General features: G+C 32.7%; 23 protein-coding genes, 1 tRNA gene and 1 pseudogene. 6 read left to right on the top strand and 19 right to left on the bottom strand.

Annotated features, from left to right (window positions below):
• Positions 1-256 precede the first annotated feature (256 nt).
• Positions 257-2059: a glycoside hydrolase family 2 protein gene (locus QE431_RS18255; RefSeq protein ID WP_307298888.1), complete on the top strand. Its 1803-nt coding sequence runs from the start codon at positions 257-259 to the stop codon at positions 2057-2059.
• Between the two features lie 168 nt (positions 2060-2227).
• Positions 2228-2533: a hypothetical protein gene (locus tag QE431_RS18250; protein WP_307298886.1), complete on the top strand. Its 306-nt coding sequence runs from the start codon at positions 2228-2230 to the stop codon at positions 2531-2533.
• 148 nt (positions 2534-2681) lie between these two features.
• On the opposite strand, the gene QE431_RS18245 is transcribed toward QE431_RS18250, so the two are convergent.
• From QE431_RS18245 to QE431_RS18190, 12 genes are all read right to left on the bottom strand, one after another.
• Entirely contained in the window at positions 2682-3716 is a 1035-nt protein-coding gene (locus tag QE431_RS18245; protein WP_307298883.1) for a CBASS cGAMP-activated phospholipase, read from the bottom strand.
• 163 nt (positions 3717-3879) lie between these two features.
• Positions 3880-4329 carry a hypothetical protein gene (locus tag QE431_RS18240; RefSeq protein ID WP_307298881.1) on the bottom strand — a complete coding sequence of 150 codons (450 nt, stop codon included), beginning with the start codon at positions 4327-4329 and terminating at the stop codon, positions 3880-3882.
• Positions 4316-5599 carry a nucleotidyltransferase gene (locus tag QE431_RS18235; RefSeq protein ID WP_307298878.1) on the bottom strand — a complete coding sequence of 428 codons (1284 nt, stop codon included), beginning with the start codon at positions 5597-5599 and terminating at the stop codon, positions 4316-4318. The genes QE431_RS18240 and QE431_RS18235 overlap by 14 nt, the downstream gene beginning before the upstream one ends.
• A gap of 461 nt (positions 5600-6060) precedes the next feature.
• Positions 6061-7260 (bottom strand): PIN domain-containing protein, encoded by a 1200-nt coding sequence (locus QE431_RS18230; RefSeq protein WP_307298876.1) that lies wholly within the window; start codon positions 7258-7260, stop codon positions 6061-6063.
• A 453-nt stretch (positions 7261-7713) separates the two neighbouring features.
• A complete protein-coding gene (locus tag QE431_RS18225) occupies positions 7714-8553 on the bottom strand; it encodes a DUF4249 family protein (RefSeq protein ID WP_307298873.1) in 840 nt (279 codons plus the stop codon).
• Positions 8554-8557: 4 nt separating this feature from the next.
• Positions 8558-11179, bottom strand: coding sequence for a carboxypeptidase-like regulatory domain-containing protein (locus QE431_RS18220; protein ID WP_307298872.1), 2622 nt, complete (start codon positions 11177-11179; stop codon positions 8558-8560).
• A gap of 100 nt (positions 11180-11279) precedes the next feature.
• On the bottom strand, positions 11280-12119 hold the full coding sequence (locus QE431_RS18215) for a FecR family protein (RefSeq protein WP_307298869.1): 840 nt from the start codon (positions 12117-12119) through the stop codon (positions 11280-11282).
• An 11-nt stretch (positions 12120-12130) separates the two neighbouring features.
• Positions 12131-12340, bottom strand: a complete 210-nt coding sequence (locus QE431_RS18210) for a hypothetical protein (RefSeq protein WP_057117728.1) — start codon at positions 12338-12340, stop codon at positions 12131-12133.
• A 46-nt stretch (positions 12341-12386) separates the two neighbouring features.
• Entirely contained in the window at positions 12387-12911 is a 525-nt protein-coding gene (locus QE431_RS18205; RefSeq protein WP_307298864.1) for an RNA polymerase sigma factor, read from the bottom strand.
• 212 nt (positions 12912-13123) lie between these two features.
• A complete protein-coding gene (locus QE431_RS18200) occupies positions 13124-13381 on the bottom strand; it encodes a hypothetical protein (RefSeq protein ID WP_307298862.1) in 258 nt (85 codons plus the stop codon).
• 72 nt (positions 13382-13453) lie between these two features.
• Positions 13454-13864: an ACT domain-containing protein gene (locus QE431_RS18195; protein WP_281866573.1), complete on the bottom strand. Its 411-nt coding sequence runs from the start codon at positions 13862-13864 to the stop codon at positions 13454-13456.
• A 75-nt stretch (positions 13865-13939) separates the two neighbouring features.
• Positions 13940-14013: transfer RNA gene (locus QE431_RS18190), tRNA-Met, on the bottom strand.
• Between the two features lie 150 nt (positions 14014-14163).
• Between QE431_RS18190 and QE431_RS18185 the strand changes: the two genes are divergently transcribed.
• Together QE431_RS18185 and QE431_RS18180 are read left to right on the top strand one after the other, a co-directional pair.
• Positions 14164-14556: an START-like domain-containing protein gene (locus QE431_RS18185; protein WP_057117732.1), complete on the top strand. Its 393-nt coding sequence runs from the start codon at positions 14164-14166 to the stop codon at positions 14554-14556.
• A 54-nt stretch (positions 14557-14610) separates the two neighbouring features.
• Positions 14611-15450 carry an aminotransferase class IV gene (locus QE431_RS18180; protein ID WP_057117733.1) on the top strand — a complete coding sequence of 280 codons (840 nt, stop codon included), beginning with the start codon at positions 14611-14613 and terminating at the stop codon, positions 15448-15450.
• Here QE431_RS18180 and QE431_RS18175 read toward each other — a convergent pair.
• From QE431_RS18175 to QE431_RS18145, 7 genes and pseudogenes are all read right to left on the bottom strand, one after another.
• A complete protein-coding gene (locus QE431_RS18175; protein ID WP_057117838.1) occupies positions 15447-16007 on the bottom strand; it encodes a YqgE/AlgH family protein in 561 nt (186 codons plus the stop codon). The two genes, QE431_RS18180 and QE431_RS18175, sit on opposite strands and share 4 nt — an antisense overlap.
• A gap of 128 nt (positions 16008-16135) precedes the next feature.
• Positions 16136-16408 carry an HU family DNA-binding protein gene (locus tag QE431_RS18170; protein ID WP_008464760.1) on the bottom strand — a complete coding sequence of 91 codons (273 nt, stop codon included), beginning with the start codon at positions 16406-16408 and terminating at the stop codon, positions 16136-16138.
• Between the two features lie 180 nt (positions 16409-16588).
• A pseudogene (fmt, locus tag QE431_RS18165) lies at positions 16589-17537 on the bottom strand (methionyl-tRNA formyltransferase).
• A complete protein-coding gene (locus tag QE431_RS18160) occupies positions 17537-19432 on the bottom strand; it encodes an ATP-dependent DNA helicase RecQ (RefSeq protein WP_307298851.1) in 1896 nt (631 codons plus the stop codon). The pseudogene fmt and the gene QE431_RS18160 overlap by 1 nt, the downstream one beginning before the upstream one ends.
• Before the next feature lie 64 nt (positions 19433-19496).
• A complete protein-coding gene (locus QE431_RS18155) occupies positions 19497-20030 on the bottom strand; it encodes an AAA family ATPase (RefSeq protein ID WP_057117736.1) in 534 nt (177 codons plus the stop codon).
• A gap of 294 nt (positions 20031-20324) precedes the next feature.
• Entirely contained in the window at positions 20325-21110 is a 786-nt protein-coding gene (locus tag QE431_RS18150) for a hypothetical protein (RefSeq protein ID WP_307298848.1), read from the bottom strand.
• Positions 21111-21122: 12 nt separating this feature from the next.
• Positions 21123-22037 (bottom strand): S9 family peptidase, encoded by a 915-nt coding sequence (locus QE431_RS18145; protein WP_307298845.1) that lies wholly within the window; start codon positions 22035-22037, stop codon positions 21123-21125.
• A gap of 272 nt (positions 22038-22309) precedes the next feature.
• On the opposite strand from QE431_RS18145, the gene QE431_RS18140 reads away from it, so the two are divergent.
• Both QE431_RS18140 and QE431_RS18135 read left to right on the top strand, forming a co-directional pair.
• Entirely contained in the window at positions 22310-22606 is a 297-nt protein-coding gene (locus QE431_RS18140) for a DUF493 family protein (protein WP_026727611.1), read from the top strand.
• A gap of 3 nt (positions 22607-22609) precedes the next feature.
• Complete coding sequence (locus QE431_RS18135) at positions 22610-23329, top strand: DUF4290 domain-containing protein (protein WP_307298836.1); 720 nt, start codon at positions 22610-22612, stop codon at positions 23327-23329.
• Positions 23330-23371: the final 42 nt, after the last annotated feature.

Below are 23371 nucleotides of genomic sequence, written 5' to 3'. Positions count from 1 at the left end.
TTTTAGCGAAATCGTAATCAATACAATCGCAAAATATTATTCGCAATATTGTCATTTCTATCCCGAGGCTTCGGGAGAGAAATCTTCGCAAGTAGCTCCTCAAAGGATTTCTACTCTTTGTCGATGCAGCAATGAAGATTTCTCTCCCGAAGCCTCGGGATAGAAATGACAAGATTGTGGTTTTCTTCGCGAAGAACAGATTTAATCTAGTGATGTGTTTAAATTAATTAGACCTATATAATTAAAAATAAAAACTATGAAAAAAATTGTAATGCTGTGCTGCACTTTTCTGCTGATGGGGAAAGCAATGGCGCAGGAAATTCCGTTAGTTTCCAACATTTCTGCCAGAAACAATAATACCTTAAACGGAAAATGGAGTTATATCGTAGACCCGCTCGAAAACGGGTATTACGATTACCGTTTAATGCCGTTTAAAAACAACGGATTCTTCGAAAATAAGACATGGAATACCACAGATTTAACCGAATATAATTTTGCGACTTCTGCCACGATGGATATTCCGTCTGACTGGAATAGTAAGGACGAAAGATTGTTTTTTTACGAAGGAACAGTTTGGTTTCAGAAAGACTTCAATTACCAAAAGAATTCTCAAAGCAAAGGTATTCTTCATTTTGGAGCAGTCAATTACGATGCTAAGGTTTATGTAAACGGAAAACTGGCAGGAACCCACGTTGGCGGTTATACACCATTCAATTTTGATGTAACCGATTTATTAGTGGACGGCAATAATTTTGTGGTAGTAAAAGTAGACAACAAACGCCATAAGGATAATGTCCCGACCGTAAATATGGATTGGTGGAATTACGGCGGTATTACAAGAGACGTGACTTTAGCGCAAGTCCCGAATACCTATATCGAAGATTATTTGGTACAATTGGATAAAAAAGAAAAAGGAAAAATTTCCGGCTGGATAAAACTAAATAGTGAAACAGCAAACCAATCTGTTTCGGTTTCGATTCCGGAATTAAAAATCAAAAAGAACGTTACGACTGATGCCAAAGGAATCGCATATTTTGAAATTAAAGCCAATCCTATTTTATGGACGCCAGAAAAACCAAAATTATATGAAGTAACGATTAGCAAAGCCGATGAAAATATTGCAGATCAAATTGGTTTTAGAACCATAGAAGCCAAAGGAAAAGAGATTCTGTTAAACGGAAAAAAAGTCTTTTTACGCGGTATTAGCATTCACGAAGAAGCTCCTTTCAGATCTGGAAGAGCTTGGTCAGAAGAAGATGCTGTTACGTTATTGACTTGGGCAAAAGAACTAGGTTGTAACTATGTTCGTCTCGCGCATTATCCGCATAACGAAAAAATGGTAAAAGAGGCTGAAAAAATGGGATTGATGATCTGGTCTGAAGTTCCAGTTTATTGGACGATTTCTTGGACGAATCCAGACACTTACGCGAATGCAGAACGTCAATTGCACGATATGATTTACAGAGATAAAAATCGCTGCGGCATTGTAATCTGGTCAATTGCAAATGAAACGCCGCATGGAGATGACAGAGATATTTTCTTAAGTAAGTTGGCCAAATATGCTCGTACACAAGATAATTCTCGTTTAATCAGTATGGCGATGGAAGTAACTAAAAGTCCGAACAATGTTAATACACTTCACGATAATATGAACGAATATGTAGACATTGTGAGTTTCAACCAATATTTAGGCTGGTACAGAGGAACAAACGAATCGTGCAAAGACATGCAATGGGTAATTCCGTATAACAAGCCCGTTATCATCAGCGAATTTGGCGGCGAAGCTTTACAAGGTCGTCACGGCGATAAGAAAGAACGCTGGAACGAAGAATATCAAGAAGAATTGTATATTCAAAATACGCAGATGTTCAATCGCATCGAAGGTTTAGCGGGAGTTTCACCTTGGATTTTAGTTGACTTTAGATCGCCAAGAAGACAATTGCCAAATATTCAGGATTTCTTTAATCGTAAAGGTTTAATCTCCGATCAAGGAATTAAAAAGAAAGCTTTTTATGTAATGAAAGATTGGTACGCTCAGAAAGAAGCCGAATATAAATAAGAGTTTTAGATAAAGTGAAAAACCTTCAAAGTCAATTTTTGATTTTGGAGGTTTTTTTGTTTTTTATTGAATTTTATTTTCACTTTTTTGAGCGGTTATCATCTGTGATAACCTGTATTCCAGAATAATAATTCAATTTTGACTTATCAAAAAACGTCAATTATAAATATGGAAACACAACAAAAAGCCGTAACAGAATTATTAGAAATAATGAATAAAGGAAACTATTTTAATAAACTCAAACCTAACAGTGATTCCTTTTCCGCAACACTAAATGTATCTTGTTATAGTGAATTGAATATTATCGTTACTGCCTTATTAAAAGCAAGTATTACAATGCTCCAAAGCGAAAATTCTACCAAACCTTTCTCAGATGCTATGATTTTGGTTGAAATGGCTTTGCAGCTTTTGCCTAATGATGAAATGGAGTTGTTGGATGAGGTTTTTAGAGTTGGTCTAGATATTGAAAAATAAGGCTTCAATATGATTATTTTTTACTTTAGGGTTTAGCGGTTTTAACGAGAGAGAGTTAGTGATAAAAAAGCATCGCTGTTGAGTTATCTTTGCGGATGAAGAGGTTTCGCTGATTATAATTCTGACTTAAATTTATCGAATGCCTTCCTCATATTTCTTGTAAGTCTATATTAAGTAATTTAAAAATTTGTATTTTATTATCTTTGTACACTTCTAATGCACGAGTTTCGAGTTCCTCAAGTCTCTTCTTAACTGTCTCATCCATCTCTATATTTTCTGCCTCTGTTCGAAATAACGTATTAAGTCTTAAATAAGAAAAATTATCAGGTTCTTGCCTGTCTATTCCATTCTTTAATAAACTTATTATATTTTCAACTTGTTGGGATTGCCCTTGCATAAATAACTCTATTATTCTTTTTCGCTTATTATTTATCCAGTACCAAATACCAAATTTATTTTCTCTGCTAGGCTCTAAAAATATTCTTTCGCCTGTACCAATAGATAACAAATTAATATTAATCAAATCTTTTTTAAAAGCTTTTTGAGCTTCAATTAACGCTATCAAACTAGGATTATTAGCCCAAACTCCACCATCAACCTTATTCTTAAACTGTAAGACATCTCCTTTCAGGTCTTTATACATATCTCCTGAGTAAGGGTCAAAGTAAGTGGGAGCGGATGAAGTTGATAAAGCAGCATCCAACAGAGGAAGATTTGGGTCACGTGTAAATCTATCGTGATAACGACTTTTTAGCACAGAGGGCTTTCCAATACTTAAATCGTAAATTGATACTCCCACAGCGACTTTACAATCTTTAAGTTTGGGAACAGAAGAGTTGTGAAATTTTTTAAATACTTCTTCCAATAAACTTTTAAGACTTGTTCTATCATGCGAAGAATGATGGATGCATTTAAAAAAACCTTTCTTATCACCAAAGATTTTTTTAGCATTATCAAAATAGAGATTTTTAATTTCTTCTGCCGGAATACCAAGTGATAAAGCTAAAGCTAGAATGCCACCAGTAGAAGTGCCGAAAATCAGATCTATATTCTGATATATTTGCCAATTCTCAATTTTTTTCGATTTAAGTTCCTTTTCTATTTCAGTTAAAATTACTGCTGGAAAAATACCGCGAATACCGCCACCATCTAAACTTAAGACCCTAAATTTCTTGTCAATCATAATATTCCTTATTAAAACTTTTTTTTAAATTTTCCTAGTTTGCTTTTTAGTCTTACTAAAAGATAGATAGACTCTTTGATTAATGCTGGTTTGATAAAAAACAATAAACGATTTGTTCAATGATATGTTAATTTATTCAGACAATGTAGTTTTCAATTTTGTTTCAAACCTCATTTGTAATAATATCTCTTTTAGTTTCACCATGCACAGTTCCCCCACCTAACCATTCTCCAGTAATTAGCCATAACTCATAATGATATAGCCATTCTATAGCCCATATCATTACAGTTTGTGAGATGGATTTTGCGCTATTCCATTCCTTGCAGTCAGGATAAAATAAACATAACCGTTGATTTTTATGATCGTAGACGTGAGGTAGATTCTTTTTACCTTTTGCTAGATTTAATGGAGAAGGGGACAATACCTGTACCTTAGGGCTTTTTCCAAATTCATAAGTAAGTTTTACTGTATATTTATCCCCAATAGGTGATGATTTTAAAGTTCCTATCCATTGAAGTTTTTTTCCATCGATAATTTTACTTTCTCCAAAACTAAAGTCTTTTCTAAGTCCTGCTAACTGGTTATAAATAGTAAGTTTTTTAGTTTTGTTCATTCCCGTGAAAATTATGAGCATTTACTTTAGCAACGTTTGTAAGTCCAGCAATTGCTGCACCAATTACTCCTGTTTTTCTATCTACATAATTTCCACCAGATTCTGTTAATAATCTACGTCGGTTACCTACGTCTGAAAATGTCTTTGTTACAGGTTCAGTTCCAAAAGATTTTTGTAAGGATTCATTTAAGTTCATTCTATTGAAGTTATCTCCTAATCCGTTAAATTCAGTTTTTAATTTGGTTAGCCAATCATAGAAGAATTGTTCTCGTTTTGAACCATCTACGGTCCATCTATCTGCAAAGTTTTCAGAATTATTTGTTGGATTCGAAATCCATTTTATATTTTTTCGAAGATTATCATCAAAACGTATTTCAATGTAATTTTCCATATTGTTAATAACATTAATAAATGCATCGTATATGTTATCTTCCCCATTATAAGCTTCAGCTGCCAGTGTTGTTATAATGCAAGAAATCGGTTTTTCTTTTTTATCAGTAATAGAGTAATCTTGAAACATTATGTCACGATGTCTTTTTAATAATTGAACGACTCTCTGTAAAGGCAGTCTTTCGCTTTGATATTTAGGCGTAGGGTTAACAGACTCATTTAAAGAAAACATTTTTGTTCTCTGGCCTTGAATATTATCTGCAATATTCATAAACCATTTAGCATAGCCAAAAGGATTGCTTTGTAGCCAATCTTTTGGTTCAGTAGATATTGAGTATTCAGGAATTCTTTCGTTATCTGTAATACTTAACACTAAATCTTCATAACTCTGATCTTTTAGATTTGAATATGCTTTTTCTAAAATAATTGAGTACCCATTTGTGTTTACTGCAGGAAGGATGTCCATATGATATTTTTCACTATGATTTCCATTTTCTCTGTATTTTAAAGTCCAACATCTTCTGCCTTCTTCATCTAAAATAGATTCATACTTTTTATGGTTGCGAAGTTGCTCACCGACTAATTCTTTAATATCCTTCTGCGTCCAATCTGGTCGCTTGCCATTCAGTTCACAAACTATATCCAGATCAATGTCGTCATCAGGATTTATTGATTGAATTGTAGTTCCAATAATGAAGGATCCTTGAGGACTAATTACAGGATCGTAACGTGCTAATTCAGAATCTTTACTGGTAAGCCAATTTCCAACTGCTTTATAGCTTTCTACGGCTGCGTTATGTTGAGTCTCGGTAATACTTAAATTTTCACCTAGTGTATCTAAAATTTCATCGATTTCTTGTTTTTGAGTAAAGTTTATCATGGCAAATGTTTTAGTTATAATGATTTGTTAGTTATTCAATGCAGATAGTGAGCTGGTTAGTTTTTTTGCTCTAAATATATCAATTATGGTTTTTAAGTAATTATGGTTTTCCGTAAACCTAATAAAAACTTTTTTTATATAATTTTTGTGCTTCTCAAGTCCTGAAGAGGTTTATGTTTTTAGCAGTTGATTATCGTGATAAAGAAAATGACTTCAATCTGAAACAAAAATGCTGATTAAGATATACAACAATTATTAAATCAATTTACAGAGATTCTGCCGCAAAACTTTTGTTTGATATTATTATTATTATTATTATTATTATTATTGAAATTAGTTAGTTAATGCTTATTTGTATATAATCGAAAATTAATTATATAATTTGTAAGATTTTTGATGCGATTATAAGCTGTAAAAGGGAATGAAGATTATGGTAATCCGTAAATCAAACTTTAATACAGCTACTGAATGATAGTATCAGCTAAATTTACACTTTCAATTTTTGCATTTTTAAGCTTATTACCAGCTCCTAAGGTGACCGACCATGTTACTTCAAATGTTATCTTTCCCTCAGCTACTTTTTCTTTAATGGGTGAAAATTGCTGTCGATATGAATTTCCCGTTGCCATCATGCCGTAACTTTCGGTATTTCTAAATACTGAATTTGCTGAAGTATCAATTCCTAAGCCCATCCCTAAATTAGTATTTGGTCTACTGATCGAATAATAGTCTTCTGCTGATCGGACTGGCATAGTTGCATAGGTAATTTTGTAATCACTGAAATCGACTGAAATTATAGTTTTCCAAGTGAGAAGCTGTTTGTTTTTTTTCTCAAACCCAGGTTTGGCAATCCACCATGTTCCAATTTCCCTTGTAAGTGCTCCATCCTGTATAGTATTTAATTCTTTAGGAAAATGCTCTGTAATATGTTTTCGCAGGTTTTGAGTATAATAGAGTGTGCTGTTCTGCCCTTTTTCGAAAAATAGTTTTTCGGCGTCTTCAATTATTGCATTGATTAGTACTTCTGTGATTTTTGAATCAATTATATTAATTAAGCTTACAAACTCGCTAGTACTAGAAAACACGTCAACATTCGCAAATTGTCTCGCCAATGTAGAAGCGGCTGCATTAAGAATATTGTCACCTGTTATAAAAGCAATACGGCAAATTGATTTTGTTTTAGGGGAGACAGCAATAACTTGTTTTAAGCCTTCAAGTATCAAGGCGTCTCTAAAACCTTTTTCTTTTTCATTGTCTTCAAAAGGGATCTGTCGAGTAAGAGAATTATTTATTATAAGGTTCCAATCTATTTTTGAAGTATCAAGTTTAATTGTTTGTATATCCAGAGAAACTAGCTGCTTTCCTATTATATTAAGAACTTTTTCCTCAATTATTTCTTTAGTAATGTTTAGCTTGTGGCCTAATAACTTTTCTAATTTTTGGATTGAAGGAAGGAGTTCATTTCCTCTTTTGTTCATTTGGAATATCCGTTCCTTTATCACTGTTTCTGGAATATACCATTCAATCTCTATATCACTTAAAGATTTATGGCTGTTGATTAATTCCACAATTTCATTTCGTAAAAGATCACTTGCGGATCCTGTGAAGATAACATTTGTATCAAAAATTACTTTTAATTTTAATTTATTCTTTTTTGCCATACTTAATAAAATAACTATTAATTATTGAGATTTTAACTATCGTTGAAGCTTAGATTTTAAATTAGAGCTTGGATTTGAAATCAATATCTGAAAAATTTATTTTTATGATGATAAAGTTGACGTAGTAATAGCGTTACTAATAATGATTACCTGCATCTATCATAATTCCTTATAAATATAAATTAAGTATATGATTTTAAGACACGTGTTTATACGTGATTTAGTGTGCAGTAAACAATATTATATCATTCTTTCTCATTATGTTTCAAAAGTGAAATTTCATATTGGTTCAGAAAATATCAGATCAGAAGTTGCAAAGTTGCGGAAGAAGTCTCTTATTGTGGCGATAAAACAAAATTGAACTCTGTTTATTAGATTGATAAAAAAGATTGGAAAACACAAAAGCCCTAAACATTCTCGTTTAAGGCTTTTGTATTTTTATGGATAACCATTTTACTTCACCAAATAATCAACCTGATCAGCTTCGCAAAGTCTAAAATAGCCCATTGCATAATTATTGGCATTGTTGGTATTGATTATATTCCCGCGAATGTTTCCAGGAGGGACAGAAAACGGATTTGAATTTGAAGCTTCTAAAATTAATTTCATGTAATTGAAAAAGTTTTTAGAAACACCTCTATGTGTAATTTTTACCGTATTTCCGGACTTCATATCTTCATCAGAAAACCTTGTACTGATTTGATTTCCATTATAAAATTCATCATTAGTAATTTCATATTCTGGAAAAATTAAAAACTCACTTTGATAATCGGTTAAATAAAAATTCACTTGATCTGCGGGATCAGTATAGTAAAAAGTCAGTTCGATTACATCTTCTCCGCCAAAATCGGGAACAATGGCTTGTTCCACTTTAGTAATTGGCGTTACAGAAGTTAGTTTTTCTGTTGCTGTAAAACTTTGTCCTTCGGCTTCAACAAATAATTTATAATCCATATCGATTACAGGAACAAAATTATTGCATTTGTAAACCCCTGCTTCAGATTCAGTAAAAGTAAAAACGTCGCCATTACTATTTTCCACACGCACTTGAGCTCCCGAAACTTTTGGTGTTGTATCGTTGTAATAAGGAGCTGTTTTACTTATTTTTATAGTTTGTTCATTCCCTGAAGTTCCTTTTTTCCAGATAATTTCAGCATCAATTACCAATCTTGTTTCGCCAGTTTCCAAATCAAGGTTTACAACATCTTCACAAGAAGTAAAAGACAAAGCCAGGAAAAGTGTTAATAATGCCAGCGCTTTGTTTATTGTACTATATTTTTTTAATCTGTTCATCGCATTAAAATTTAAAATTATAAGAAATTCCAGGTACAATTCCGAAGATCGAAAGTCTTCTGGTTTCATTCGCTCCTGTATCGTCATTAGTTGTAAAACTCATAGAAGCAGCATTTTTTCTGTTGTAAATATTATAAAGACTGAATACCCAATAGCTTTGCCATCCTTTCTTTTTATCTGGTTTTGGAGTGTAAGTTGCAGCAACATCCAAGTGATGGAAAAGAGGTAGTCTGTTTTCGTTTCTTAAAGAATAATTAGGAACATTAATGCCGCCAAATTCATAATATCCATTGGCATAAGTAACCGGCTGACCCGACTGTAAAGTGAAATTTCCATTAAAAGACCATTTCGGATTCAGTTCGTAACTTCCTACAACGCTTAAATTATGAAGTTTGTCATATCCAGATAAATACCAATCTCCATTTGCAATTCCTGGTTCTTCAGGCGTTCTTCCAACGGTTTTTTGTTCTGCTCTAGACAAAGTATAAGAAACCCATCCGGTGAAATTACCAGCGTTTTTTCTAAATAATAATTCCAGTCCGTACGATCTGGCTTTACCGTTCAGGATTACTTGTTCGATATTATTGTTGGCCAAAACATCGGCTCCATCAATATAATCAATACGGTTTTGAACTTTTTTATAGAATAATTCTCCTTCAAAAGAATAATCACCGTCTTTAAAATTTTGGAAATAACCCATTGCGTATTGGTCCAAAAGCTGAGGTTTAGTAAAAGGGCCGCTTGGAGTCCAGATGCTCATAGGCAGGGGAGACTGTGTGTTTGATAAAATATGAATGTACTGCGCCATTCTATTATAACTTGCTTTTACAGAACTTTCATCGTTAAAAGAATAAGACAAAGCAGCTCTTGGTTCAAAATTATTGAAAGTGCTTATGGCTTGTCCTTTTTTGTAACTTATTGTTCCCGTTGGAGTTCCTTCCTCATAAATTTTATAAAGCGGATTAAATACTACGGCCTGACCATTTTCATAAGTACTGATGTCTTCTCCGCCTAAACGGTAGAATGAGCTGTAACGAAGTCCGTAACGGAAATTCAGTTTTTCTGTAATTTGATTTTCAAAATCGATATAAGCAGAAGTTTCTAATGCATATTTTTTATCCAGCTGTTTGTAATTGAACTGAGAATCTGAACTTGTTGGCTGTACAACTCCTGGATTGAAGTTGTAATACAAACCATCAATTCCGTAATTGATTTTGAATTTTTCTGATGTTTGGTAATTCCAAGCATATTTTAGTCCGTAACTGCTGATGCTGCTGTCCCATTCGAAATTCTCTGTAGAAAGTCCTAAGTTGAATTTATAGTCACTATAAAAACCAGAAAGATTACTGTTTAAACGATCAGAAAATTTATGTTTCCAGCTTAAAATGCCCATTGTACTTCCGTAAGTACTCGAAAAACGTTCATTGATATCGAATAAATCATTTCCTAAATAACCAGAAAAAGAAAGCGTGTTATTAGGATTAAAACGGTAATTGAATTTAGCATTCAAATCATAAAACATGGCAGAGTTTTTATTATCTGCCAGTTTCATGAACAAATGCGCATACGAAGCACGTCCGGAAAGGATGAACGAACTTTTCTCTTTTTGTATTGGTCCTTGAACCAAAAGGCGGCTGGAAATAATTCCGATTCCTCCGTTAACTTTATAATTTTCAAAATCGCCGGTTTGCTGCGTAACGTCTAAAACAGAAGAAACACGACCTCCAAATTTCGATGGAATTCCGCCTTTATATAAATCTAAGCCATTGACAATGTCAGCATTAAAAATCGAGAAGAATCCAAACATATGCGAATCAGCATAAACAGGAGCGCCGTCTAAAAGAATCAAATTCTGATCGGCCGCACCACCGCGGACATTAAAACCCGAAGAAGCTTCTCCGGCATTCGTAACTCCGGGCAAAGTTAAGATCGATTTTAAAGGATCTGGTTCGCCCATTGCCACAGGAATCTTTTTGATTTCCTGCATCGAAAGTCTGTTTACACTCATTTGAGTAGTTTTAACATCAACCGCTTTATTATTCATTACAATTACTTCACCTAATTGCTGGCTGTCCGATTCTATATTGAAATTTAGGGTAGTATCATCATTAATATTTATCTGTCTTTCCTTATTCTGAAAACCAACATAACTAATCGAAACGGTATAAGTTCCATTCGGAACTTCGATGCTGTATTTTCCATTGACATCCGTTACAGTGCCAGTCTGTAATTCTGTGATATAAACATTGGCGCCAATAACAGGTTGTTTTTCATCATCAAGAATCTGACCTTTTAGCCTGCTTTTTTTTTTGGTCGTCGTTTTAGGACTTTGAGCTTTCTGTTTCACAAAAATATTATTGCCTGCTATAGAAAATTGTAAAGTGGCAGTTTTATTTAATTCTGCAATAAGTTTTTCAATAGTAGTCTGTTTAAAAGTATTTTTTTGAGTAAAATATTTTTTACCAGTATCGATTTGATCTGTAAAAGCAAATTTATAATCGGTTTGATTTTCAATTTGCTTGAAGAATTCTTTTAAAGTGACATTTTGATCTACAGTTATCGTAACGCTTTGAGCGGACATACATAAGCTGAATAAAAAAAAGCATGCTGAAATTATATGCTTCATGAAATTTTGTATTTTTGAATATTATTAAATGGAATAACTTCGTGTTATCCTGATTAAGAGGAGGATGTGTAGTTTCGCGGCTTACATCCTTTTTTGTTTATTATTGAAAAGTAATCTGTTTTAGATCTTCATTTATTTCAAAATTTAGGTTATACATTTCTGCTATTAATTGTACAATTGTATTTAAATCTTCTTTTTTGTTGATTCGAATGGTAATTTTTTGAGTAGAATATTCTTGAGGGATATTTACTTTGTAACCATAATTTTCTTCGATATAAGTTCCTAAAGCGCTTAACTTAGCATCGTCAAAATCTATAAAACGACTAAACTCGGCAACTGCAGCAATATGATTTCCGTAAGTAAATTTCTCGCCAGGTTTTAGAATCCATTTTTGGTTTTCACCGTTTACATTCATCTGGACACTTCCCTCGTACAATTCAACAGTAACTTCTTTTTGATTTGATTCTTTCACTATAAAAGAAGTTCCTAAAACCGTTGTTGTCGTTTCGTTACAAAAAACCTGAAAAGGATGCTGTTTGTCTTTTTTAACTTTAAAATAAGCTTCACCATCAATTTCGATTTTTCTGTTTAAAGCAAAATTGTCTCCATAAGAAATTTTAGAATTCGGACTTAATTCCACTTTTGAATTATCCGGCAGAACTACATATTTTATTTTCTTCGTAGTATTCTCAATTACATTTCCTGCCAGAACAGCTTTTTCTTTTAAAGAGTTATTGTTAAAGTAAATTCCAGTTCCTATAAGAACAAAAAGTAAAACAGATGCCGCTGCATAATAGCGCCAAGGTTTAATCTTTCGTTTTTTAGGAAAAGCTTTTGCTTGGAATTCTTCCCAAGAAGCTTCTTTTGTGCTTTCTGAATGAGAAGCTGGAGTTTCATTCCATAACTTTTTAAACTCTTCGTCTAAATTTTCCTTGTCCATTTTTTTTGGTGTTAGAGTTTCTGGCAATAAAATCCTTGTTTATTAAAAACACCATAAACCATTTCCTTAATGTCTCTGTTGGTTTCGATTCTTAGAATTCTCTCGCGATTTTTGAAATCAAAATATATAATACAATCGGAAATAATGAACTGCAAAAGCACCACAATTAAGCTGGCATCTTTTTTAGTTCTAACATTTGTTTTATACGCTTCAATGTGCATTTTTTGTTCTTGTTTTTATATATAACAAACGAGAACAGAAAAGTTCCTAATGGTTTTCGATTTTTTTTCGAATAAATTTACTGGCGAGATAAATATGATTGGCAATGGTCTTTTCAGAAAGATCCGTAATTGCTGCAATCTCCTTATAGCTAAGGTTTTCCAGTTTGTGTAAAGTAAATATTTTTTGCTGCTGCTCCGGAAGCTGATTAATGAAGCTTTGTAGTTTTTCTTGTCTTTCTTCAAAAATTCCAGAATCGGAATCTTGCTCTTCCAAGATATCAGCTTGAAAAGTGTCTAGCTGAACTATTTTATTTTCTCTATTAATGTGATTGAGAATAATGTTTTTGCAGATAGTGTACAATTGCTTGTCCAATAGAACATCTTCATTGAGCAGTTCTCTTTTATTGTAGAGTCGTAAAAAACTTTCTTGAACAAAGTCCTCGGGCGTAAGAACTGTCAGATTAAAACGCTTGGCAATATTTATCAGTTTATCGTAGTAAGTGAAGTAAACCTCTTTAAAAGCGGTTTCATTCCCTTTTTTCAAACTAAGAATAAACTTTTTATTGTCCATAACGAAAATATCGCGACTTGTTTAACTAATAACAACTCATTGGTCTTACTATTATTGCATTCAAAAAACACGAACTTGATATCAAGAATGTAATAAGTTACAAAGAACCGTAATTTAATTTTATATTTTGACGCTGTTATTGGAAAATGTTACAGAAAATCGAGTTCTTTTTTATTTCTAATAAAAAGTATTGGCAGCAAGTTATTGATTACCTATTTCTCAGCATCAATATCTTCGACAGCAGAAATTTGGTCCAGTATATTGGTCTGGTTAGGCGAAATGTAGTTTTTTACTTCAGCGGGAGTTTCTTTCTTAAAGAGAAGATCCAATGCATTGTAAAGTTTTAATAAAACATCTTTGTCTTCTTTTGCAATATCTAAGGCAGTATTAAAATTAAAAACATAATTATTCGAATTGCGTACTTCTACTTTGATTGTTTTAGATGTGATCTTAAATTTTACTATGTCCATATGTTATAAAATTACCTCTGCAAAATAACTATTTTAATGGCAGTTTTTATGGTTATTTTTTTGATTTTTTAATTACAAAGAATTTTTATTTTCTTGTTTTAATTTTAGCAATACTTCCATTGCTTTTAGAGCGTCATTTTTATCAATAAATATATGGTCGTGTAAATAGGCAGCAACTACATTGCAGCTAATATTGGCATTTCCTAGTGCCTGAGAAAATGCAGCGGTCAAACCTACAGCAGCTAAAGAAGAATGAACTTCTAAAGTAATCCAAGAAGCGATGTAGGAGAAAGTAAGATTAAGCTCTTCTGCAAAACGCTTTTCTAGGACAACAGTAATTCCTTCTTTCTCTTTAAATAGAAACAAAATTTTTGAAAAGGCGATATGGTCTATAGAATCTACTTTTGTAAAAACATATTCTCCTGCATTAAGAACAGGATTAAGATTCTCTAGAATAGTGTTTAAATTTATTTCGCCTTCCATAAAATTAAGACTCTTTTTTTTATAAAATAATAAAAAACCCTTAAACATTTCTGTTTAAGGGTTTTACCTTTTTTGTAGCGAGGACGGGAGTTGAACCCGTGACCTCAGGGTTATGAATCCTGCGCTCTAACCAACTGAGCTACCTCGCCTGGACTGCTATCATGAATTCCTGATTGCGGGTGCAAAGATAGAAATAATATTAAAGCGTACAAGAATAATTTGAAGAAAAAAAAATATTTTTAAAAACGCATTGTTTTTGGACATATATTCTTATATTTCGAAAAAATTAAAAGTAGCACATGGATTCAAAAATACGTTACGAAATCGAGTTTCCGATCAATTCTTCGCCGCAATTATTGTATCAATATATATCAACTCCGTCAGGTTTATCAGAATGGTTTGCTGACAATGTTAATTCAAGAGGTGAATTTTTTACTTTCATCTGGAATGATTCGCAGGAAAAAGCACGCTTGGCTTCAAAAAAAACAGGAGAAAAAGTTAAGTTTAAATGGGTAGATGAGAGCAGTAAGGATACTGAATACTTTTTCGAACTTCATATTTTAGTCGATGAATTGACTAAAGACGTTTCGCTCATGGTAGTTGATTTTGCTGATAAAGAAGAAATCGGCGAAGCTAAACAATTGTGGGAGAATCAAATCTCAGATCTAAAACATCTTATAGGATCTGTTTAGTAAAAGTCTATTTTATACCTTATATTTGCCCTGAACAAAATTCAGGGTTTTTTTATGATTAATTTTAACGGAAACATAGCGCAGGAAGATAGTAATATATTAACTCAAAATCGCGCTTTTCTATACGGTGACGGCATTTTTGAAACAGTAAAAATAATCAATGGAAAAATCTTGTTTCTTGAAGATCATTATTTTAGATTAATGGCTTCTATGCGCGTGGTTAGAATGATGATTCCAATGAATTTTACAATGGAATATTTCGAAGAGCAAATCCTTAATTTAGTAAAAGAGCAAGGTATTTCCTCTTCGGCTAGAGCTAGAATTACTGTTTTTAGAAATGACGGAGGTTTATATCTTCCTAAAACCAATGAAATTTCTTTTTTAATCAAAGCAGCGCCACTTGAAAACACTTCCTACGCAGTTAATACAAACGAATATGAAGTAGATTTATATAAAGATTTCTATGTAACGAAACAATTATTATCGTCTCTTAAAACGACTAATAAGATGATTCATATTACAGGAAGTATTTACGCCCACGAAAATGATCTTGCCAATTGCCTTTTGCTAAATGACAGCAAAAATGTGGTAGAAGCACTTCAAGGGAATATTTTTATGGTAACAGGAAAAAAACTAATAACGCCTCCAGTTTCAGAAGGTGCTTTAAACGGAATAATGCGTAAACAAATTTTGGCATTAGCCAAGAAAGTAGAAGGCATAGAAGTTTCTGAGGAAATAATTTCACCGTTTGATCTTCAAAAAGCAGATGAATTATTCCTGACAAATGTAATCATGGGAATACAGCCGATAACCAAATATCGAAAAAAGGAGTTTAAAACTAATCTGGCTCATTTATTAGTGCAGAAATTAAATGAATCCATTTCTGAAAATTAATTCAGATATGGATTTTCTGGTGCGTTAGACCAAATAAGGTAGTCGCCTCCAAGTTCTATAATCTGCTCTTTCCAAAAATGGGTAGTAGATTTACCGATAATTTTATTCTTGTAATTATTATCAGCAATAATCCAAGAGTTTCCCTGCATCTCATTTTCAAGCTGATTTTCGTCCCAGCCAGTATAGCCTAAGAAAAAACGAATATTATTTTTGCTAATAGATCCGTCATTTATTAAGTCTTTGGTTGACTCAAAATCACCTCCCCAATAAATTCCATTAGAAATCTCAACACTGTTTGGGATTAATTCTGGAATATTATGAATGAAATAAAGGTTGTCTTGCTCTACAGGGCCTCCGTTATATATCTTGAAGTTGGCTTCAATTTCAGGTATTAAATCATTAATAGTATATTTTAATGGTTTATTAATGATAAAACCTATTGATCCTTCTTTGTTATGGTCTGCTAATAAAATTACCGATCTGTTAAATGATAAATCTCCAATTATTGAAGGCTCGGCAATAAGCAGGTGTCCTTTTTTTAATTTTTCTGAAATCATACGGTTACAATTTTTATTAAATTTAATCATAAAAAAATTAAAATCACAAAAAAAATCGTTAAACCGCATAAAAAAACCTTCCACAAGGAAGGTTTTAATTATATTATAAGTTTAGAGAACTTTCTTACTTAGTTCACTGCACCTTCTAATTCAGCACCAGCTTTGAATTTTACAACATTTTTAGCTGCGATCTTGATAGTTTTTCCTGTTTGAGGGTTTCTACCGTCTCTAGCAGCTCTTGAAGATACTGACCATGATCCAAAACCTACTAATGAAACTCTTCCACCTTTTTTCAAAGTAGTTCCTACATTACCTAAAAAAGACTCTAAAGCTAATTTCGCCGCAGCTTTTGTGATTCCTGCATCAGCAGCGATAGCATCGATTAATTCTGATTTGTTCATAATAATTAGTTATTAATTGTTGGTTAAAAAAAATTGTTAATACACAAATTTAGTAGGAAATCCGTTGCGTGCAAGTGTTTTCTTTAATTTTAGCAAAAATTGTTGATAACTTGCTTTTTTTGTTCATAAAGAGTGTTGTTTATCGATCAAAAACAGGTGCAAACCCCTGTTTTACTGACCTTAATACACTTTTGCAACATCTGAAAAACTGACTCCATTTAATATTTCTGAAGCTAGCATTCTCTTTTTTCCTGGAAATTGTAGACTTAATAACTGAATAAAGCCATCTTTTATTGCAATCTTGATTTCTTTTTTAGTACTAATTAATTTTCCAGCCTCGTAAGAATGGGGTTCCGAAATCAATTTTGCCTCGTATATTTTAATGTTCAGCTCTTCATTTTGATCCTTTAAAAAACACCAAGAAGCAGGATACGGACTCAAGCCTCGAATTAGATTATTGATTTCTGCTCCAGATTTTGTCCAGTCTATTTTGCAGTTTTCTTTATTCAATTTATAAGCAGTTTTGATTTCTGCATTATCTTCTTGAATAGTAGTAGTTACATTTCCGTTTTCAATAACTTTCAAAGTATCAATTACGGTAGAACTTCCTAAATGCATTAATCTATCGTGTAATTGTCCTGCATTTTCTTCTGGCTCAATCGCGATTTCAGAATTTTAAAATCATGGCGCCAGTATCGATTTTGTCATCAATAAAGAAAGTTGTAACACCAGTTTTAGTTTCTCCATTAATAATCGCCCAGTTAATAGGAGCAGCACCACGATAATTTGGAAGTAAGGAAGCGTGAAGATTAAATGTTCCTAAGCTTGGCATTTCCCAAACTACTTTTGGCAGCATTCTAAACGCAACTACAATTTGTAAATTGGCATTTAAAGCTTTCAATTCTGCTAAGAAATTTTCGTCTTTTAAATTAGTTGGCTGTAATAAGTTCAAATTGTTGGCAAGCGCGTATTCTTTTACAGCCGAATATTTTATTTTTTGTCCGCGTCCTGCTGGTTTATCTGCAGCTGTTATTACGCCGACAACATCATAGTTGTTTTTTATAATGGTATCCAAAATGCCTACAGCAAATTCTGGAGTTCCCATAAATATAATTCTCAATTTCTCCATTATGATTTTAAAGTGTATTTATTATTCGCTTGTATGATAATATGATTGTTTTCGAGTAATTCCTGAAGAGCCGAAATAATGTCTTTGGTGTCCATTTTTATTTGGTTTTCAATTTCTCTCGAAGTCAAAGAAGCAGTTTTGAGTAAAGATAGAATCTTGTCAGCAATAGAATCGGCTTCTGTTATTTTTCCTTTTTGGGTAATGCAGTACGAACAAATACCGCAGTTTTCATTCGTTTCTTCACCAAAATAATCCAAAACCAATCTGTTTTTACAGGTTTTAGAATCTTTTATATAATGCAAAACAGACATAAGCTGTTCTTTTTTTACTTGATTTTGTTTTTCTAAATATTTCGAAACTCTATTTATAGTATGATCGTCTTCGCGGACTTCATTAAATAATATAGTAGCGTCGTTGTTTTTAGACTTGTATTCTATAATTTCTTTTTCTTTTAATTTTTCTAAAAGTGCTGTAACCTGCTCTTCAGAGCGATTCGATTTTTTAGCAATCAATCCCAGATTCAGGTTTGTTTTTACCTCATATACTCCTGGATAAGTTCGCAAAATTGCCAATATAATTTCCTCGTCATTAGGATTCAAACTCATGTATCGAATAACTTCTTTGGATTCAATCAAAAACTGAATATTGATTTTTTCCGAGAATTCCTGAGACATGGTAATAATTCCCTGCTGATTCAAAAATTGTAAAGCATTGTATGTTTTAAGGGTAGGGAAGTCGTACTTATTACAAAAATGATTCAGTTTAAACGAAAAAGAATCATCTAAACCTTCTCCGTAAGCAATTTGAAAATAGTTGCAAAGTTTGACATACATTGTTTTTAGAAACTTCTTGTCGGGAAGAATACTTAAAAACTGCTGCTCCGTTTGTGTTGCATCAGAATTATTGTAGAGTAAAACCGAAAAAGCTTTTTCGCCATTTCGTCCCGCTCTTCCAGATTCTTGGTAATAATTTTCTAAATTTTCTGGAAGCTGGGTATGTATAACGGTTTTAACATTGTCTTTGTCAATTCCCATTCCAAAAGCATTCGTAGCCACGATAACCTGCGCTTGCTCCGACATCCATAACTGCATGTTTTTGTCTTTTTCTTTAGACGAAAGTCCGCCGTGATAATACGTCGCCGTAAAACCTAGAGATTGCAATTGCGAAGAAATGTTCAAACAAGACTTGCGGTTTCTGACGTATATTATAGAGGGCTGCGGATTTTTTTTCAGAATTTGTTCCGTACGGTATAATTTATCTTCGACTTCAAAAACCATGTAAGCAATATTTTTTCGCTCAAAAGATTGTTGAAAATGTCTCGGATTTTTTAATTCTAACTGCGTTCTAATATCTTCAATAACTCTCGGAGTTGCTGTTGCGGTCAAAGCTAAAAAAGGAATTTTAGGAAAGAATTTCTTCAATTCCGAAATTTTAAGATATGCCGGCCTAAAATCGTGACCCCACTGCGAAACACAATGTGCCTCATCAATAGCGATTAAATTTATAGGAAGATTTTTGATTCGCTCCAAAATCCAATCCGATTGTAAACGCTCTGGCGAAAGATAAAGGAATTTATAATTACCAAACTGGCAGTTGTCCAAAAGATCTATGATTTCTTCAGTATGAATACCTCCTGTAAGAGCAATCGCTTTAATTTCCCGCTTCTGCAAATTCATTACCTGATCTTTCATCAAGGCAATAAGAGGAGAAATTACCAAGCAGATTCCTTCCTGCATCATCGCGGGCACCTGAAAACAAATTGATTTTCCGCCCCCGGTCGGAAGTACGGCAAAAGTATCCTGTCCTTCAAGAACAGAATCGATAATTTCTTTTTGCAACGGTCTAAAACTGTCGTGTTTCCAGTATTTTAGAAGAATATCCTGTGCTCCGAGCATTGCTTTAGTTTTAAAGTTAAAAATTCAGAAAACAGGTTCTAGTTTTACAGCTAAAAACGCGTCGCTAAATTTTATCTAAGATATAAAGAATTCTGTTTTCAACCGTATCTTTTGGAACTTCAATCAATTCGTAACCATATTTTTTATAGGTTTCAATAAGATGTTCCTGAATTTTAACCGCTTGTTCAAAATTTTCGTAACGCTCTGTATCACTTTGGTAAATTTCTTCCCAAGGCGGCAGAATAAAAGTTTTAGAATATTTATAATCCTCACAAGCCTTTGTAAAACGCTCTGGATATTCATCTCCAATATAATCCATGTAGGCTACAACATCGGGAATTCCTCTGTCTATAAAAACTACATTATCAGGTTCTTCAAGAGCATTTTGGTATTGTTCGATGCGGCCTTCCAGAAGCATTTCGCTAAACAAAAGCGGTTGTTCTAAAAACAGTTGTTCGATACCTTCCTGCTGCGCTTTCATGGTTACCTGTCTAGAGATTTCAGGATAGCAGCAAAAGCCACGAGCTACCAATTCGTTAATAAGTGTTGATTTTCCAGTACCAGGACCGCCAAGTAAGACTATGATTTCTTTTTGCACTATTCTAAAAATAAAGCGCAAATTTACCTAAACTTATTCGTAATTAAAAAGAATATTTATCAGAAACGAAAGATTTGATATTTTGATAAATAAAAGTTCTTATTTTTAAAGTCCCCATAGTGACGATATATTTATAGAAAATATACACTATAAATATAAAGCTCCAGCGGAGCGACATAATTTTAATAGTTTAGATGTCGCTCCGCTGGAGCTTTTGATTGGTGTGAGAATTGAATTTGCTATACATATTTTGCTCCGCTGGAGCAATTTTTAGAAAGGGGGCTTAAAACTGCTTTATCCTCTTCCTGAGATGTTTAAATCTGAATAATTGTGTTTTGTTAAGTTGATTTTTAAACTAATATTGCAATTTCCGCCGTCACTCATATCTATTAAATCATATTGGAATGTTTTATTCAAATCATAATCTTTACAATAACAATTAATTCGAATTTCCTTTTCTTGTTTTTCATTTAAAACAACAATGCATTGTTTTAGATATTGATCTATTTTTTTAAGTTTTGCACTGTTTTCTAAAAAGCATTTTTTTAAAATTTCATCCAATTCAATTAATTCCTTTTCATTTAAATCTGAAGGCTTTAGTCTTTTTGATTTTTCGAAGTATCTTTCATGAAATTTTTGTTCAAAACTAAAAAAAGAGTAATCACTGTACTTTTTTAGGTTTAAATTGCTTTTTGTTTGAAAGAGATTTTTTTTGATTTCAATTTTTAGAGGGAAATCACCATCAATAAATTCAATAAAATTGTTTTTTATAACTGCTTTTTTACTTCCATTATATCTAAAACGTGTATGGCTGAAATAAATGGTGTCATTTTTTGCATAACAAAAGTCATCGAATTTTTCAAATTTTTGATGATTTAGATCTTTTTCTTCTATAGTAAAAACATAAGAACTGTCAGAGAAGAATTGGAATTTAAAACTAGACTTTTTAATATGATCAAATTTGTTTACAGCAGAGATTTGTTCAATTTTGCTAGCGTCTTTTTTGGGATGGCCTACATTGTTTTTACATCCAAAATTTAATGCTAAAATAAACGACGCCAATATAATTTTTAAGCTCATAAATTTTTGTTATTACTCACAAAACAAATATCCGCCAGAACCTTTTCCTTTTTTAGAAGGCACAATCAAATGCGATTGAAACTTTTTACCGTTTAAAACATCATTCACAAAATCAAGAACATACTGCTGTCCTTCATGGAAAAGATAGCCGGAGAATTCGTGTCCGCCCTCACAAAAAGTAATTAGTTCAACATCTTTATGTAAATCCTGCATATGATTGTAAACGGCATAAGAACCAAAAAGAATCAGCCAGCCCGAAGCATTTGTCGGGCACGAGCGATGCGAACCAGCATTATACGGAACCGTATCGTCATTACTTCCATGCGCTAATAACATGGGAATTGCTTTTTCTTTTGTAATTAAATTAATATCCTGAATTGCTCCCGAGCCTCCAATAAAACCTTTGTATTTAAAATTTTCAGGCAGATTGTTTTTATATAAATTCATTAATTTATAATCCCAGAAAGAAGCATGAAATCCAATTTCTGCACCCGCGCTGATTCCAGAAATAAATATTTTAGAAGTATCCAGATTGTATTTATCGGCATTTTCGATTAAATAACCAGTCGCCTGCCACATATCGCTCACGCCAATTTGGATTGCTTTTATTTTTTCGGTTAAAGTTCCTTTACATCCAAAATCTTTTCCTTTCATATATAAACTGTACGAAATGCTGGCAACGGCATAGCCATTTTGAGCCATAAATTTGCCGAACTCTTTTTCGCTTGTACGCTCTCCGCCAGAAAATCCACCGCCAAAAGCGAATAGGATCAACGGAATTTTTTCATTAGATTTTTTCTTCGGCAGATATAAATCTAAGTCTAGTTTTAAAGTATCGTTCTGGAAATAAGTCAGCGTTTTGATTTCTTGCGCTTTAATGTTGGAAAAAGTACAGATTGTAAAAAGGAAGAAGATGATTTTTTTCATTGTAAGGTATTTTAATTTTGCAAAGTCGAAGAGTTGCGAAATATTTCAAATATAAAGTTTTGTCAAGAATTTTGCGAATTTTTGCGAATTTAAATTGTAAAAGCAGTCAAAAACTAGTGCGATTTAATCAAGAGATTTGCAATAATATAATTAGTGTAAATTAGTGAATTTGGTGGCGAAAAAACAGCTGTCTTTACAATAGAAAAAATCTAAAATCTAAAATCTAATATCTGAAATCAAAAACGTATATTTGCGTTTATTTTTAATTACGAATGGAGAACGATAAAGAAAAAAATACCGCCGAATTTTACGAAAGATTAAAATTAGAGCTAGATAACGCAAACACTTGGCCAGCAGAATATTTGTATAAATTTATTGTGCCATCTGTTGCGGATAATGTGGAGCGAGTTGAAAAAGCTTTTGATAGAATGGGAGCGGTTATTAAAACAACAAAATCTAAAACGGGTAAATTTACCAGCGTTTCTGTAGATGTTACTATGAACAGTTCAGATGATGTGATTAGTAAATATAAAGAAGTTTCTACAATAGAAGGTATAGTTTCATTATAACTTATGGTCGAAAAATATAAAAAAGAAGTCGCAAATGACGTTGTTTTTAACTTAGAATATAATTCTGAAAGACAGCGTTTGATTATTCCGGAATATGGTCGTCATTTACAAAAATTGATCGATCAGGCTACCGCAATAGATGATGATGAAACACGCAATAAAGCGGCGAAATATATCATTCAGGTTATGGGAAGTTTGAATCCGCATTTGCGCGATGTACCAGATTTTCAACATAAACTTTGGGATCAGCTTTTTATAATGTCTGATTTTAAACTGAATGTAGAATCGCCATATCCTATTCCGTCAAGAGAAGTTTTGGAACTAAAACCAGATGTGCTGCAATATCCGCAGAACTTTCCAAAATACAGATTTTATGGTAACAATATCAAATACATGATCGATGTTGCTAATAAGTGGGAAGATGGAGAAATGAAAAATGCATTGGTTATGGTAATTGCCAACCACATGAAAAAATCTTTCTTAAGCTGGAACAAAGACACAGTCAAAGATGATGTGATTTTTGAGCATTTATATGAATTGTCTGGTGGAAAAATAAACTTGCTTCACAGCACAGAAGAATTGTTGAACACAACAGATTTAATGCGTACCAACAAACGTATGTCTAATAAAACAGCATCTGTTGGACAGCCAAAAATTCAAAACAACAAAAACAATAAAGGAGGCCAAAAAAAAACATTTCAAAAAAACAATAATCAAAAATAGAAGAAGTTGCTAAGATACTAAGCGTCTAAGTTGCTAAGATTT

Source organism: Flavobacterium sp. SORGH_AS_0622 (assembly GCF_030818825.1).
Taxonomy (GTDB): Bacteria; Bacteroidota; Bacteroidia; order Flavobacteriales; family Flavobacteriaceae; genus Flavobacterium.
This window is presented reverse-complemented; position numbering and strand designations above follow the sequence as displayed.